The 14,432-nt window shown below is 34.5% G+C and carries 17 protein-coding genes and 1 pseudogene; 10 read left to right on the top strand and 8 right to left on the bottom strand.

Annotated elements, in window-relative coordinates; all coding sequences use genetic code 11:
* Positions 1–9: 9 nt before the first annotated feature.
* Positions 10–168, top strand: a complete 159-nt coding sequence (locus ABWU48_RS03655; RefSeq protein ID WP_153296804.1) for a hypothetical protein — start codon at positions 10–12, stop codon at positions 166–168.
* 152 nt (positions 169–320) lie between these two features.
* Positions 321–2,999 carry a hypothetical protein gene (locus ABWU48_RS03650; RefSeq protein ID WP_209472823.1) on the top strand — a complete coding sequence of 893 codons (2,679 nt, stop codon included), beginning with the start codon at positions 321–323 and terminating at the stop codon, positions 2,997–2,999.
* On the opposite strand, the gene ABWU48_RS03645 is transcribed toward ABWU48_RS03650, so the two are convergent.
* From ABWU48_RS03645 to ABWU48_RS03620, 6 genes and pseudogenes are all read right to left on the bottom strand, one after another.
* On the bottom strand, positions 2,991–3,587 hold the full coding sequence (locus ABWU48_RS03645) for a Maf family nucleotide pyrophosphatase (RefSeq protein WP_010082554.1): 597 nt from the start codon (positions 3,585–3,587) through the stop codon (positions 2,991–2,993). The genes ABWU48_RS03650 and ABWU48_RS03645 overlap by 9 nt on opposite strands.
* Positions 3,565–3,828: a translation initiation factor IF-1 gene (gene infA / locus ABWU48_RS03640; RefSeq protein ID WP_007550159.1), complete on the bottom strand. Its 264-nt coding sequence runs from the start codon at positions 3,826–3,828 to the stop codon at positions 3,565–3,567. The genes ABWU48_RS03645 and infA overlap by 23 nt, the downstream gene beginning before the upstream one ends.
* A gap of 112 nt (positions 3,829–3,940) precedes the next feature.
* Positions 3,941–4,783 carry a hypothetical protein gene (locus ABWU48_RS03635; RefSeq protein ID WP_264706055.1) on the bottom strand — a complete coding sequence of 281 codons (843 nt, stop codon included), beginning with the start codon at positions 4,781–4,783 and terminating at the stop codon, positions 3,941–3,943.
* A gap of 120 nt (positions 4,784–4,903) precedes the next feature.
* Complete coding sequence (locus tag ABWU48_RS03630; RefSeq protein WP_264706054.1) at positions 4,904–6,418, bottom strand: hypothetical protein; 1,515 nt, start codon at positions 6,416–6,418, stop codon at positions 4,904–4,906.
* 251 nt (positions 6,419–6,669) lie between these two features.
* Positions 6,670–7,398 (bottom strand): annotated as a pseudogene (locus ABWU48_RS03625) (IS5 family transposase).
* A gap of 103 nt (positions 7,399–7,501) precedes the next feature.
* Positions 7,502–8,779, bottom strand: coding sequence for an adenylosuccinate synthase (locus ABWU48_RS03620; protein WP_070357042.1), 1,278 nt, complete (start codon positions 8,777–8,779; stop codon positions 7,502–7,504).
* Positions 8,780–8,959: 180 nt separating this feature from the next.
* Between ABWU48_RS03620 and ABWU48_RS03615 the strand changes: the two genes are divergently transcribed.
* Entirely contained in the window at positions 8,960–10,564 is a 1,605-nt protein-coding gene (locus ABWU48_RS03615) for a hypothetical protein (RefSeq protein ID WP_353288254.1), read from the top strand.
* A gap of 51 nt (positions 10,565–10,615) precedes the next feature.
* Here ABWU48_RS03615 and ABWU48_RS03610 read toward each other — a convergent pair whose 3' ends face one another.
* A complete protein-coding gene (locus ABWU48_RS03610; protein WP_264705717.1) occupies positions 10,616–11,032 on the bottom strand; it encodes a GNAT family N-acetyltransferase in 417 nt (138 codons plus the stop codon).
* A gap of 8 nt (positions 11,033–11,040) precedes the next feature.
* Positions 11,041–11,751 carry a heme ABC transporter permease CcmC gene (gene ccmC / locus ABWU48_RS03605; protein ID WP_010962525.1) on the bottom strand — a complete coding sequence of 237 codons (711 nt, stop codon included), beginning with the start codon at positions 11,749–11,751 and terminating at the stop codon, positions 11,041–11,043.
* A gap of 135 nt (positions 11,752–11,886) precedes the next feature.
* Between ccmC and ABWU48_RS03600 the strand changes: the two genes are divergently transcribed.
* From ABWU48_RS03600 to ABWU48_RS03565, 7 genes are all read left to right on the top strand, one after another.
* Positions 11,887–12,717 carry a pyruvate, water dikinase regulatory protein gene (locus tag ABWU48_RS03600; protein WP_006280267.1) on the top strand — a complete coding sequence of 277 codons (831 nt, stop codon included), beginning with the start codon at positions 11,887–11,889 and terminating at the stop codon, positions 12,715–12,717.
* A 49-nt stretch (positions 12,718–12,766) separates the two neighbouring features.
* A complete protein-coding gene (gene ykgO, locus ABWU48_RS03595) occupies positions 12,767–12,895 on the top strand; it encodes a type B 50S ribosomal protein L36 (protein WP_006279631.1) in 129 nt (42 codons plus the stop codon).
* Between the two features lie 49 nt (positions 12,896–12,944).
* Entirely contained in the window at positions 12,945–13,259 is a 315-nt protein-coding gene (locus ABWU48_RS03590; protein ID WP_010962526.1) for an FtsB family cell division protein, read from the top strand.
* Positions 13,260–13,338: 79 nt separating this feature from the next.
* Complete coding sequence (locus ABWU48_RS03585) at positions 13,339–13,641, top strand: transposase (protein WP_353288253.1); 303 nt, start codon at positions 13,339–13,341, stop codon at positions 13,639–13,641.
* Positions 13,626–14,060 (top strand): IS3 family transposase, encoded by a 435-nt coding sequence (locus tag ABWU48_RS06300; protein WP_144078574.1) that lies wholly within the window; start codon positions 13,626–13,628, stop codon positions 14,058–14,060. The genes ABWU48_RS03585 and ABWU48_RS06300 overlap by 16 nt, the downstream gene beginning before the upstream one ends.
* Positions 14,061–14,063: 3 nt before the next feature.
* Positions 14,064–14,228 (top strand): DDE-type integrase/transposase/recombinase, encoded by a 165-nt coding sequence (locus tag ABWU48_RS03570; RefSeq protein WP_265037971.1) that lies wholly within the window; start codon positions 14,064–14,066, stop codon positions 14,226–14,228.
* Positions 14,218–14,382: an IS3 family transposase gene (locus ABWU48_RS03565; protein ID WP_353288252.1), complete on the top strand. Its 165-nt coding sequence runs from the start codon at positions 14,218–14,220 to the stop codon at positions 14,380–14,382. The genes ABWU48_RS03570 and ABWU48_RS03565 overlap by 11 nt, the downstream gene beginning before the upstream one ends.
* Positions 14,383–14,432 lie beyond the last annotated feature (50 nt).

Genomic DNA, 14,432 nt, shown 5'->3' with positions numbered 1-14,432 from the left:
GATATAAGAGTGATTTCCGCCAAGAAGGATGTCATCCCAGTGCCCAGACACTGGGATCCAGGAATCTTGATTGGCACTAAGTTAGTGAGCATAAAAGTAGCTAATCTTATGTTAAAACACAACATTTTTGATGGGGTTCGTGAAAGGCTGGATTCCAGACTGGAATGACAACTTAAATCGTTTGATGTTACCATAAAATAGCTTGTGTCATCACATTAGTAACACAACCTTCCTTAATAAAAATTCAACCAATGCTTGTGATAATTATATTAGCTAGTATTAGCTAGAACTAAAGGCAGAGGGTTATTAGTGAGGGATATATGGGCACTAACGATACACAACAAGAACACATTTATAATGAGCGCATTCAAGAAATTTTTCCTTTATTTGATAAAATAAAAAAGGAAGACGACCCAATTTATAATGCTAGAGTTGATTTTAACACAGTAAAGTTTTTAACAAAACACGCCAACTGGAATTGGGACGAAGAAGAAAACAAAGATAAAGCATATGGAGTTATTCTTCAGAAATGCGACAAGACAAAGAAAGCTGGACAAGACCTTGAAAGTGAAGTTAAAGAAAGGTTGAAAGAGTATGTTGATGATGTTGCAGGAGTTTCAATATACGGTAATCACGCAAGTATTACGCTGGGAAATAACAAAAAAGAGTTTAAAATCAGCGAATTTTTAAACAGTGATTTTTGTGAGAAGAATGAAATCTCGGGATTTTCAACATTGCATAGTGATGGAAAGAGCGGAATGCATGGTTTTGTTGCCGAGGAAGAAGGGAAAAAAATAAGACATTATGTCGTAACTGATGGTTCATATGAAATGACTTTAAAGTGGTATGCGGAGGGGAAGGAATGTAAGATCAAAATTAAGATTGATGCTAACGGTGTAGACCTTGTTAAAGGTGATGATTTTTCTCTAGAACGGTTAGAAGTAAACAGAGATGTAAAAATAGGTGGTTTATTCTTGCATGAAATACAATTCAGGGAGAAAGGACAAGGAAAAGCGAATGAGATGCAACATAATAAAGACAGTAACGAGCTATCATCTGAAACTACAACAAGAATTGATGTTAATAGAGGTGTTAGCGTTCAAGCTACTGATATAACTCAAAAAAAAGAAGACCACCATTCACATTTTGGACTACAATCTAACAGCAGAAGGCAGTCTTACGATAGCGGAATTGGAAAAGATTTTGACGATAAAATTAATTCTCAGGAGGCTAAAGAAAAGCGTGAGCTTAGACAAGCAGCACGAGAAGCAAATTCGGGAGGTCAAGTTTATAACCTACAATCGCTTTTTGAGGAGAATCCTCAGAACAAAAAAACTCCTCCGCCACTTCCACCTAGAACTAGTTCACTACCACCTAAAAAAGGTGTTTTCGATGAGCAAGGGGGAGCCAAATCTGGAAGCCAAAAACCAGATGACTTGCGCGAAAATGAGCAAACACCTAATAATCAGCAAAAAGGTGCAACTTCTGATTCTTCAGATAGTTCTACTTTCACCAAGTCTGTAAGCCACAATCAAGATAATAGGCAAGAAGATGAACGGTATGACAATCCTACATTTGGACATGCTGTACCTGGAAGCCAAAAACCAGATAGAAGTGAGCAAACACCTAATGATCAGCAACAACCTAAAACCCAGCAACAAGAAGGAAATAGCAAAGGCGATCTGTTACAAGACATCAGAAATTTCAAGAAAAACAACTTACGGCACATTGATGTTGATGATAGAAAAGCATCAATTGCAGGAAGTAGAAAAAATAACCCATCACCGTTAGAGACATTAAAGGACATAATTCCTTATTCATCTTCTCCAGATAACAGTGATAACCAAGATGCTAGTGATGCTAAGTGGAAAGAAAGTGAACAGCCGCTCTCTGCTACAGCACTCAATAATAAAAGTGACTCGGGCTATTCATCTCCAACTCATGACAATAATGAACAATCTCAAGTAAATCCTGAACAGTTAAAGAAGAGCTTAGAGAACATTGAACAAAGTGATCAAACTCCACCTGAAAATCTTCTTAAAGAAATCAGAGATAGATCACAGCAGGATAATAGAGGATTAAGGCAAGTTGATCCTACTGATAAACTGTCACAAGATAAAGAAGATGGATTGCAAAAAGACGATTTAGCAGATGTAAAAATAGTGGAAGGTCCAACTATTAGTGTCTCTGCTTCAACACCAAATAGTATAAGTGATTCAGGCTATATATCTCCAACTAATAGTGATAGTAAATCTCAAACAGATTTAAAACAGGTAGGAAGGAAATTAGAAGAACATATTAGACAAAGTAATCTAACTCTATTTGAAGAACTTAAAAATACATTAGGTCAAGAAAATCTCGGGTTAAAACCAGCTGATCAGAGTCAGATTAGCGAAGAAACTAAAAAACGCTTGAGAGAAGTTGGGTTGCTAAAAGACAGCTCAACAGACATAAAAGCAAACGATTCGGGCTATTCATCTCCAACTCATGACAATAATGAACAATCTCAAGTAAATCCTGAACAGTTAAAGAAGAGCTTAGAAAACATTGAACCAAAAGAAATCGGAGATACGAGTGAGTTAAAAGGAGCATTGGGAAACCCGGATAAAGGGTTAAGAGAACCGGCACAACAGGCTACTAAAGAAAATATTCCTAAAGATTCATTCTCAGAAAACATTTTAGAAAAGATAGGAGAAGGTAAACAATATGACCCTATACGTAAGTGGTTAGAAAAAACAGTGGCAGAACGAGAAAATAATGACACTAATCCAACTGTAGATAAAAATAGCGAACTATATAAATTACTAGAGAAAGATGAAGCACAACTGAAAGCTGGAGTAATAGAAGAAGAAAGAGGAGATACTTTAACAGAACACACTGATGGTTATGATCGCAATAGAATTGCATTAGCTAACAGAAATAAAAGACCACTAGATTGGGCTAAACAGGTTGCTGAGTCACAACAAAAAAAAGATACTAATAAAGGTATTTCAATATAAATTGAAGTTAAAATAATTGCTTAGCAAACAATAGGTTTCATGTAATGGTAACCCTATAACGGAAGAGTAGGAGCCGCGTAAGAACAATACGAACACTCCAGCTAGGCCTTGTATATTGCATCCCCCCGCCCTATTTTTCCACTCTTCTGATGCTAAATAATACTTAATTTCTTGTTCACTGAGACGTTTAAATTTCACTATTGTAACCACAGTCCTGATATGTTGTTTAGATTGATCGGGAGTTAATAGACATACACTGGTGTATACTCTATGCCTTCTTCCTGATAACAAGCGGATACATTTTTCTGCTTGCTCAACGTTTTCAGCTTTGAGCAATATCCTTCTACCACAAGCAACAACTGTATCAACACCAAGCACAAAATAATTTGGATTTAAACTTTGTATTTTCTCAGCTTTACTTTTTGCCATACGGATTGAGTAATCCTTCGGAAGTTCCTTTTTTAAAGGGGCTTCATCTATATCTGCTGGCAAAATTAAACCTGGCTCAATGTTTATTTGTTTTAGTAAAGCTATACGCCTTTTCGATGATGAAGCAAGAATAAGATTATTTAGAGATCGTTCTGTCACTTGTACCTTTAAGCCTTCTAATGATCCTACCCTTTCTCGCATTCCTATCGTAAATGCTCATCTCAACTAACACCCTATCCCCTATAATGATGCGTATTTTACTTCTTCTCACTTTCCCTGATACATGACAGATAATCTCATGTTCATTGTCCAGTTTCACTCTAAATTCTGCTGCAGGTAGTAAAGCAGTTACTGCCCCTTCCACTTCAAAAATTGTTTTCGATTTCTCGTCTTTTATCATATGTTATATTATAATTTAATAATCTTTTTTAGTCTACTATAGATTTTAAATTATTATCAACACAAAAGACCTTTTGCGCCCCACTTAAGTTGCAACTTAACCCCAACCATCTTCACAATGATACCCTACCTACGTTTCTACTCTCTGCCACCTTCTCAATAGAACTTATAGGACTTATGTTGAAAGATAAATCATTATCACAATTTTCTTCATCGCTATCAAGTCCACTATCAACGCTTAAAGATCTGAGTAATGTTGTCTTCTCTCTCAGTGGAACATAAGACTCATTATCAACGCTTGAAGATTTGGATAACCTTTTCTTCTGTCGTGGAGCATTACCAGACTCATTAGAAATTTCTCCCGTTAATTGATTGTTGAAGCTCCTTTGTTCATCAGCACGAATTTTTTCTTCCAGTCCATCAAGCATTCCTACCAATTCATCACCCCATTCATTTTCTTCTTCTAATAATTGTTTACACTTTTCTTTCTCACGCTCTAGCTCGTTTCTTAACTCTTCGACTTTATCTTCATCTTTAGTGAGTTCAAGTGTAAGCACCTTATCTCCTGGAAATTCCTCGTACTCGTTTTCTAGTTCTTCAATGTTGAGTTTTAGTCTCTCTTCTCCAAGTGTATCTTGTAAATCGCTATCCTGCCTATCTGATTCTTTAATCTTTTGCTCAATTTCTACTTGTACCTTATATTCCTGATCTAATTCTCTTAGCTGATCTTTCAAGCGCTCTTTCTGCTGGCGTCGTTCAACCATTATCTGTTCCGCATCTTCTCGTGCTTGATTTAGCTCTTTTTCCAAATTCTTCTTTCCTGCATTAACAATTTTCAGCTCTTCCTTTAGCTTTCTTTTTTCTTCATATACACCTTTAAGTTCTTGTGCTTTCCCTTGTAGCTCTTTTAACACACCTGCTAATTCTTCATTTTTTTGTGCCAGTTCAGTTTGCAATTCCGTGTTTTTTTGCTCCTCTTTTTCAAACCTGTCTTGTAAATTGCTATTCTGCTTCTCTAACTTTACAATTGTTTGATTAGCTTCTGCTTGGGTTGTTTCTAGTTTCTCCTGTAGTCGCTAATTTTCTTGTATTAATTCATGGTGCTTTTTATTTATCACTTGCAACCCTGCTTCTATTTCTTGCTTCAATTCAACAGCTTCTTTTTTCAAATTTGACATTTCTTGCTTCAATTCAACGTTTTTTTCGGACAGCATCTGATTATTTAAAATCAATTCATCCATTTGTTGTGAAGCAAATTCTGTCTGAGTTCCAGTGTGCTGTAAATTGACTTCCGTTTTAGTTTCAATTTGTTGTGAAGCAACTTCTGTTTGAGTTTCAGTGTGTTGTAAATTGACTTCCGTTTGAGTTGATGCATTGCTATTAATAGAAGGAGGAAGGCTATTGTCAGCATCAACTTTAGGGTCTAATTCCCCCTCTGGTTCCTCGCGATAGGCCGCTATAGACTCATTTTGAAAATTATTATTAGCAGTAGGTACAACATCAGCAGCCTTACCTTTTTCTAGTACAGCATCATATAAGGAGAGACCTTGAATATATAATTCATCGTTTTGCTTTATTAATTCTAAGATCTCATCCGATAGCACAAAATCTTCATCATTAAATTTTAGTACTTCAGTTATGCCATCGCTACTCACATTCATAATCATGGTACACATTTCGGATCCATCCTTTACAGGCCAAGTGCTTTTCATTTCATAATATGCGCCCTCTTTAAATTCATAATATCTTTCCTTACCTTTCCGATGAGCGTGTATTTCATGTTTTTTATTGCAATAGATATTCAGCTCTTTAATATCTTTCTCTTGCTGTAAAATGTCACTAATCCTGGTTGGCTCACTTCTATTGTAATTAATAGAGTTGATATTCAAAACTCTATAAGCGTTATCAGTTTCTGTGTAATAAGCTTGAAGCTCTACGCCTTTCTCTCCAAGATATTTACTTGCAGCTTCTTTTCCCTGCTCTGCCAACTTTATGCATTTATCTATATCTTCCTTAAAGCTCTTATTAGCAGACTCTGTTACTGCTTTATCTATGTACGTTTTTTTAAAATCTCCATCATTTATTAGGTCATAAAAACTCCACTTATCCCCAAAAGCCCTCTGCACGTAAGTGAAATTCTTTTTTTCCTTTAGTTTTCCTAAGAACCACACCTTTTCTTTCAGATTTTTCAGTTGAAAGCTTACCCTTGCCTTTACACTAGAGTTTTTGGCAGGAATACTAACTTCTTCTAATTCTTTAAGTAATTTGTTATTTTTTATAATTGAGGAGCAAAACTTTACAATAGCAGAATTTGCAAACGAAGGATCTTTTTTTATATCTTCATCAATAATTTCTTTAAAACGTGCAAATTGAGGTAGAACATAAAAATTGATTATTTCTTTTTCTGATCTTGTTTTATTAGCATAAGAGATATCACCTAATTGTGAATATAACTCTTTTAATGTATAGTAGATAAGCGTAGAGTAATAAACCTCCCTATTCAGTGAAGTTGGTCCAATACACTTTTCAAGTTGATCACCTGTTTTTCCTGCCTCTGCTGTTTTTTCTTCTTTAGCCAAACTTCCAATCATAATACACCTCCTTAACTATATTTATATTATACCAATTAACATATATTAAAAGAAATCAAACTGTATAACCTCGCCCTACACTAACTTTTATGATTACTTAATTGTGTAAAAATAACTGCAAGTGTTAAACTTGAGCTTTTATTTTTCATTATACATTTCTTACTACATGTTTATACTGCTGTCTTGCATAATAGACTATTCGAAGTTACACAAGTATTTTTTTTATTAGATAAGAGTTAGTAAGAGCCTGTTCATAATTTTTTCAGAAGTAAGGCAGTGAAAGCCAGAACTACCATTTGTAGGCTAGTATTGAGTTTTCGCTCACAATTTTTCCACAATCTTCTACATTTTTCTAACCAAGCAAAAGATCGCTCCACAACCCATCTTTTGGGCAATACAACAAAGGAACGTAATTCATTTCTTTTGATCACTTCAACGGTTGCACCAATAATCGTTTTTATTTGAGTTACAAAATTCTCTCCAGTATAGCCTGCATCAACCAGTACATTTTTAACTCCCGAGAGGTTTTCTTTTGCATTTTCGACCATTCTCACAGCACTGCTACGGTCAGTTATCTCTGCTGTTGTTGTATAAATTGCATGCTTGCGTATCTACTGCAATACGGCCCTGAAATCTTCTTGCCTGCATCATAGCTTCAGCAGTATCTGCATTTTTTATACTCTGTGCATCAATTATGCAGAAGCTTTTCCGACCATTGTTTTGTCGCAATTATTTTTTTTTAATACCAGCTCCAGAACACTTTCTTTATTTACATCTGGTTTTTCACTCCACTTCTTAAAATAGTCGTAACAATTGCGCCATTTTGGGAACTCTTTTGATACCATTCTCCACTGGCAACCACTTTTTAACACGTATAACACTCCACAAAATATATCATGTAAATCAAGTGTTCTTGGTTTTGTCTTCTTTCTGCAAGATTCCAGATCTGCTACAATAATCTCAAACTTTTCTCGACTTATGTCACTTGGTTATAAACTTCGCATATCCTACTTTATATACTTTATCCTCTCACTTTATCTCTTTTTTGAGATTACGTACAGGCTCTAAGATACAAAGACGTTTTCAGAAATCTTTAAGCTTAATAACATCCTCTCTCTTTGGACTAGTTGAGATTAGATGAATTGGTACACCTATTAATTTTTCTAACCCTTCTATATATTTTATTAAATTGATAGGCAATGTTTCAATCGACCTTTTACCTTGAGTGTTTTCTTTCCAGCCAGGAAACTCTTCATATATTGGCTCTAATTCCCCTTGTATTGAATGCGATGCGGGTAAATAATCATACATTTTTCCGCTATACTTGTAACCAGTGCATATTTTAATTGTATCAAAAGAATTAAGCACATCTAATTTGGTTAATACAATGCTTGAAACTCCAGAGAGTTGTACGGCCTGGCGCACTAAAACTGCATCGAACCATCCGCAACGCCTTCTTCTATTGCTCACTGTTCCAAGTTCCTTACCTATAGTAAACAAGCTATCTCCTACTTCATTTTTCTGCTCAGTAGGAAATGGGCCATTGCCCACTCTTGTTGTATAAGCTTTTACCACACCAATAATGTAAGCATTGGAGGATAACCCTGAGCCTGTTATTGCTTGCGATGCTACAGTATTACTTGAAGTAACAAAAGGGTAAGTTCCGTGGTCGATATCTAAAAATGCGCCTTGGGCACCTTCAAATATTATTTTCTTACCTTCTTTCATCAAGTCATTTAATATCTTCCACACAGGTTTTTTATATGAAAGAATTTTTTCTGAAATCTCTTGAATTTCCTTTAATATTTCTTCTTTTTTAACCACCTGGTAGTTAAGGCCTTTCCTGATAGCATTGTGGTAATTCAAAAGAGTATCCACTCTTTTATTGAGCTCATCTGCGTTTTCTAAGTCACAAAGGCGTATAGCTCTCCTTCCAACTTTATCTTCATAACATGGCCCTATCCCTTTGTTTGTTGTACCAATTTTGTGATTTCCATTTAAATCTTCAAATAGCTTTTCCTTGTCCTTATGTATGCTAAGTATTAATGGACAGCTCTCGGATACCATCAAGTTGTTATAGTTTACGTCTACTCCTTTAACTTTCAATGACTCTATTTCTGAGATTAGAGCGTGTGGATCAAGAGCAACGCCATTTCCTATGATAGATATTTTGCCTGGCCTCAAAACAGCAGAGGGCAGTAAATTTAATTTATAAACCTCATCATCTACTACTATAGTGTGCCCTGCATTATTTCCTCCCTGAAATCTCACAACTACATCTGCATTCTCAGAAAGATAATCTACTATTTTACCCTTGCCTTCGTCACCCCATTGCAGACCAACAATTACAATGTTATTCATCATTATTTTCTAGATTAATACATAAATATTAATGCAGTACGCTACAAATGGAAAGAGAAATCTACGCCTTTCCTACACCCCTTAAATAAAGAAATATACTGTCGATTTTCTTAATATATTACCAAATTATTCATCATTATATGATATAACTTACAGCATATTTACAGTAAGGTGTTATTTATGAAAGAGACAAAAGGAAAAAATAATAAGAGTCCAGTAGTTAGATTAAAGGCCACAGCTAAAGAGTTCAATTTTAGTAAATTAAGAGCAGATCAAGATAATAAATTAGCGAATTCCGGTGAAACAATGTTCTTAGATTTTCAAAGGATGAATTTTATTATTAACGGAAAAGAAATAGATAAAAATCTTATTATTGCATTTAAGGAAGGAGCTAAGCACCGCAAAAGCGAACTTTTTAATAGTGATGATATATATAATGACGAAATATTTAACAAAAAAGGAACAAGAGAAATAGATACGGATCATGGCAAAGCTTTTGTTGCTTCAGTACTCGAAGATATTGAGAAAGAGCTTGTAAGTAATGCATTGGGTGAGCTATGGAAAAATCACTGTGAAAATTCCAAAACTGCCAATCATCAAAAAACCGATTCATATAAGAAAGAATTTGAAGAATTTTACAATGCTGGCCAAAGGTATATCCATCTATTACCAACAGAGAAAGATGAAAACAAGGATTACCGTTCCTTTGCAAAAGAAGTTTTCAAAAAAATGTTCAGATACGCTGGGGCAGAAGTTCCAAGTGATGCTATTTTAGAAGAGCTAGTTACCAATTGTAATCAAGCAGGGTATGAGGCTGCTCCATTTATACAAACCCAACTTGCACTTGGACAGTCGTTCATAGTAGAAAATCCTAAAAAAGTAATAAATATTGATTGTGCTAACCAAAATAATGTGAGAATTAGATCTGATATGAGGCTACCAATACTCTCTGTTAAAAATCAAGTTATGCATGGCGATAAGATATGTAATCTGTCTAGTTCATTGGAATTTACAATTGAATCTCACAATGGTGAAGACTTTGTAACATACAGAGATGGTAAATTGTCACTTACTATTCCTAAAGAGTTAAAAAATTATAAAGATAATGGCAAGAGCTTGTTTGACATTATTAAAGAATATTTTCAGAAATTCTGTGCAAAATTAGGATTTAAACCTGAGACAAAAATACAAATAGAGCATGGCTTCGGTGCTCAAAGTAACTATTTAGATGGTACAATATCAACCACAGGATCAGATGCAAATGAAGAATTTATCAATCTTTTAAGCGAAAATCTCAGAGAGAGGTTATTGGGGTCAGGAGTTGCTCTAGAAGATGAAGATGTTGATGATGTTGTTGAAGTCAGAGTATCTACCGTTATAGATTTATTGAGTGATTATGCTAAATTGGAAGATAATAAAGAACACAGAGAGTTATTAATAAGTAAAGTAGCAGATAATTTAGGACTTTCCACTCAAGATAAAACAGCACCAGAAGTATTGATGGAATTAGGCTCTTTACCTTCTTTTACAAAAGGTCAGGTTAATCATAATCAAGTGCAGTCTGTTGTAAATACTTTTATTAAGTTCATTATTGAAGGGAAAAGCGAAGTATACAAAAAAGGAGGTGCGATTAATGCAATTGATGCAATTCATAAGGAGATAGATAAGGCAATTGTTGAGCAAGAAAAAAAAGCAACCAACAAACAAGATATAGAAAATGATAAATGGACAGATAGAATCAAAAAACAGAATTATTCTGCGGAATCACATGAACATTTACCTTAAAGATATTAGTAGGCTCTTTAAATATTTTAGAGTTCATGGTTACAACGGTTGCTATTTTACAGTGCATCTCACAACACTTTCTTCAAAAATATACATGTTAACATACCCTGGACGTACAAGATCACACTTATACTCAAGCTTTTCATAAAATACTTTCGCTTTTTGAAAATTCATGGTTGCAACGGTTGCTATTTTACAGTGCATCTCACGACCATAATCATGAACTTCTTCCATTAGCTGCTTTCCCATACCTTTTCTTCTATAATCAGAGTGCACCCAAAGCAAGTCAGTGTAAATTGAACCATAGATAACAAAACCGCTACAACCTACAATAATTTGTTCAGTATCATCGCGAATAAAAAAAGCAAATGGGTTACACGTACCTTTATCAACGGTTTCTTCATTAATCTTTTTGAGTAGGAATTCAATGTCTTTGCTACTTGGTGATGTGGTGTGTTCTATTTTCATCTCTCGGCCTAATACCGCATACTGATTTCTCTCTTTATCTTATATAAATTAATTAAGTAAAGTGAATACAGTATCCACACTACTAAAAAAAATGTGGCACAAAACATAAACATTGCAACCAGTGGCAACAGCAGGGAACTTTCTATTGCTATTCCACCTTTTCTCAAAATGCTTGCTGGCTGATGGAGAGTGGACCATAAATTCACGGAAAATTTTACTATAGGAATATTTATAGCACTAAAGATGGCAAATACTGCTGCTGATTTTTCTGCCCTCGCTTCATTATCAAAAGCGCTCCACAATGAAAGGTAGCCAACATATAGGAAAAATAAAATCAGCATTGAAGTAAGCCTTGCATCCCATACCCACCAAGTGCCCCAGGTTCCTTTTCCCCAGATGCTGCCTGTGATTAAGCATATTGCCGAAAAGACTGTCCCTGCAGGAGCAGCAGCATGTGCCAAGACACTAGCAATGCTATTGTTCCATACCAATGAAATGAAACCAAGTGATGCAATTAATCCATATATTCCAAGAGCAAGCCATGCAGAAGGCACATGAATGTACATGATTCGTACAATTTCTCCTTGTTTATAATCTTCTGGAGAGAAGAATAACGCCAAAGACATTCCAATTAAAAAACATGCGAAACAAATAACCCCAAGCCAAGGTAGAGCTTTCTTAGAAAAATAAGAGAAATTTGTAGGCTTTAATAAAAACATTCGTTTTGAGAATAATTGTGTTAAGAATTTACCAATTAGTTTGAGTTTTATCAACAGGATAGTTTTTCTATATTTACGTAGGTCAACAAATTAGCATAATTTCAGTAGCAGATTGCTAGCTATTATTTTTAGTATATGACCCTTAAAAAGCTTAATCTACACTTAGTATCAGATTCAAGTGGTGAAACTGTTATATCAGTTGCAAAATCAGCTCTGAAACACTTTCGTTCTGTAGAAACGATCGAATATGTTTGGTCTTTTGTAAAAGGAGAAGAGCAGATTGACAAAATTCTGGAGGAAATTAATAGGAAAAGTGATGAGCATAATTTTGTTATATGCACTATTACTGATGATGAGCTAAGAAAATATCTAAAAGATAACTGTATAAAGTTGAAAATTCCCTATAGAGCAATATTATCACATATTATTAGAGAAATTTCGTCTTATCTTGAAATTGAAAAAGACGAAAAGCTTGACTTGCATACTGAGATAAATAACGAATATTTTCAGCGCATTGAGGCAATAAACTACACTATTAATCATGATGATGGACAAAATATTCAAGATATTGATAAAGCAGATATAATTTTGGTTGGAGTTTCACGTACATCAAAATCTCCCACCAGTACGTATTTAGCTTACCGAGGCTATAAAGTTGCAAATATTCCTTTTGTTAGTGGAGTACCCTTTTATGTTGACTTGGCAAAATTAAAAAATAAACTAACGATAGGGGTAACAATAGACGTAAGTAGGCTAATAGAAATACGCAAAAATAGACTTACTTCAATTAACAACGAAGATAATAATATATATGCTAACCCTGAGAAAGTAGAAAAGGAAATTAAAGAAGCAGAGGAGCTCTTTAAACAGAATAACTGGCCAATTATCGATGTAACGCAAAAGTCGATCGAAGAAGTATCAGCAACAATTATACAATATTTTAATAAAATGTTATCAATTGACTAACTCTTGATAAGTGATTATAATGTAAAGTAATTTAATTCTTACTATAGATATGAAAGTCAAAGGGTCGCTAAAATCTCATCGTAACAGAGATAAAAATTGTAAAGTTGTGAAAAGGGGTGGTAAGATTTACATTATAAATAAGGTAAAGCCAAGGTGTAAAGCGCGTCAAGGTTCTTAGCTTTTTGTTCACCTTTTCATGTTATATATTTTTTATATGTGAAAGTACGGTGCTTATATCTAAAAAGAAGCAAAAGTTACTGTGTTTAAGCGCAGCCTTACTCATTTCTTCCCTTACATTATATTTCAGCATTAGCACAATTACAGGTAAACGTGGCTTATTGACGTTAATCGATTTAAAAAAAGAAATCGAGTACAATAAACTTTTGCTAAAGGATGTCTCTTCTGAAAAGGAAAAGTTGGACAACAAAGTATTTGGCTTATATGAAAAAAGCTTAGATTTAGATCTGCTTGATGAGCAAGCAAAAAATGCTTTAGGTTATGTGAACCCTAATGAACTTATGGTTGTTCTTGACGTGGAATAGCAGTAGTGACCTTACCCAGAAAAAGTGGAGAGAAAGAAAAGAGTTTTTTTGGGTAAAATAAAATTTTGGAGGATTAGAAATGGCAAGAGAATACACGGCAGAATTCAAATTGGAAGCTGTTAAACTGGCAAATGAACAAAGAAAGGCAGGTCAAACAATTACAAAAATAGCAAGAGATTTAGGAATAAAGGGTGGTTTATTAGGAAAATGGATAAAGAAACACAACGAAAAAAAGTCAGCGGCAAATGCATTTCCAGGTAGAGGTAACATGGCTCCTTACGACAAAGAGAGGTTTGATTTACAAAGCAGGAGTAACAAGGGAAAGAGACATTTTAAAAAAAGCCCTGGCCAGTCAAAAAGAGTAAAATATTTTTTTATATAGTAACTGCTATAAAGTACAGGAATTATGTAGGATTTTCTGCTAGTGGCTACTATAAGTGGACCACAAGAAAAATAAGCAGTAGAGAATCAGCAAATAAAGAGCTACTCGAAGCTATTCAAAAAATATATCAAGTTTCTAAATGTAGATATGGAGCTCCTAAAATTCATGCTGAATTGAAGGCTTTGGGTAAAAGTTGCAATTTGAAAACGGTGCAAAGTATTATGCAGAAAAATGACATCAGGGCTATACTGAGAAGAAAGTTTAAAATTAAAAAACAACAAACAGATAATAGAGCTGTAGCTCCCAATATACTAGATCAAAACTTTATTGTTGATCAACCAAATAAAGTATGGGATTACTTACATCAAAACCAAGGAGGGATGGCTATATTTGGCAGCAATAATTCTCACGTATGGTAGTTAATGAGTAGTGCAATAAATAAACAATTGGTTATGAACTCTTTATTAATGGCCATTAATAGGCGTAAACCTGTTAAAAATCTACTGCTGCACAGTGACCAAGGTTCACAATATACTGCGCAAGGGTATCAATATCTCTTATCCATAAAAAACATAGATGAGTTATAAAGGTTGTTGTTACGACAATTCTGTTGTGGAAAGCTTCTTCAGTTCTCTAAAAAGGGAGTTACCAATAGACACCTCTCGGCACTCTAAACAGCATATCAAAACTGCTATATTTGAATATATAGAAATTTTTTATAACAAACAACGTCACCATTAACTATTGCATTCCTGAGCATTTTGATTCATCATTCTCTTTGTGAAAAACAT

The organism is Wolbachia endosymbiont (group A) of Tromatobia lineatoria (assembly GCF_964028565.1).
In the GTDB taxonomy this organism is placed as follows: Bacteria; Pseudomonadota; Alphaproteobacteria; order Rickettsiales; family Anaplasmataceae; genus Wolbachia; species Wolbachia pipientis.
This window is presented reverse-complemented; position numbering and strand designations above follow the sequence as displayed.

What these genes read in the sequence shown, in the direction of transcription:
- ccmC (WP_010962525.1), bottom strand. Translation starts at nt 11,751, where the DNA reads ATGTTTTTATTAAAGCCTACAAATTTCTCTTATTTTTCTAAGAAAGCT.
- ABWU48_RS03630 (WP_264706054.1), bottom strand. Translation starts at nt 6,418, where the DNA reads ATGATTGGAAGTTTGGCTAAAGAAGAAAAAACAGCAGAGGCAGGAAAA.
- ABWU48_RS03620 (WP_070357042.1), bottom strand. Translation starts at nt 8,779, where the DNA reads ATGAATAACATTGTAATTGTTGGTCTGCAATGGGGTGACGAAGGCAAG.
- ABWU48_RS03570 (WP_265037971.1), top strand. Translation starts at nt 14,064, where the DNA reads ATGAGTAGTGCAATAAATAAACAATTGGTTATGAACTCTTTATTAATG.
- ABWU48_RS03615 (WP_353288254.1), top strand. Translation starts at nt 8,960, where the DNA reads ATGAAAGAGACAAAAGGAAAAAATAATAAGAGTCCAGTAGTTAGATTA.
- ABWU48_RS03585 (WP_353288253.1), top strand. Translation starts at nt 13,339, where the DNA reads ATGGCAAGAGAATACACGGCAGAATTCAAATTGGAAGCTGTTAAACTG.
- ykgO (WP_006279631.1), top strand. Translation starts at nt 12,767, where the DNA reads ATGAAAGTCAAAGGGTCGCTAAAATCTCATCGTAACAGAGATAAAAAT.
- ABWU48_RS03650 (WP_209472823.1), top strand. Translation starts at nt 321, where the DNA reads ATGGGCACTAACGATACACAACAAGAACACATTTATAATGAGCGCATT.
- ABWU48_RS03610 (WP_264705717.1), bottom strand. Translation starts at nt 11,032, where the DNA reads ATGAAAATAGAACACACCACATCACCAAGTAGCAAAGACATTGAATTC.
- infA (WP_007550159.1), bottom strand. Translation starts at nt 3,828, where the DNA reads ATGATAAAAGACGAGAAATCGAAAACAATTTTTGAAGTGGAAGGGGCA.
- ABWU48_RS03565 (WP_353288252.1), top strand. Translation starts at nt 14,218, where the DNA reads ATGAGTTATAAAGGTTGTTGTTACGACAATTCTGTTGTGGAAAGCTTC.
- ABWU48_RS03600 (WP_006280267.1), top strand. Translation starts at nt 11,887, where the DNA reads ATGACCCTTAAAAAGCTTAATCTACACTTAGTATCAGATTCAAGTGGT.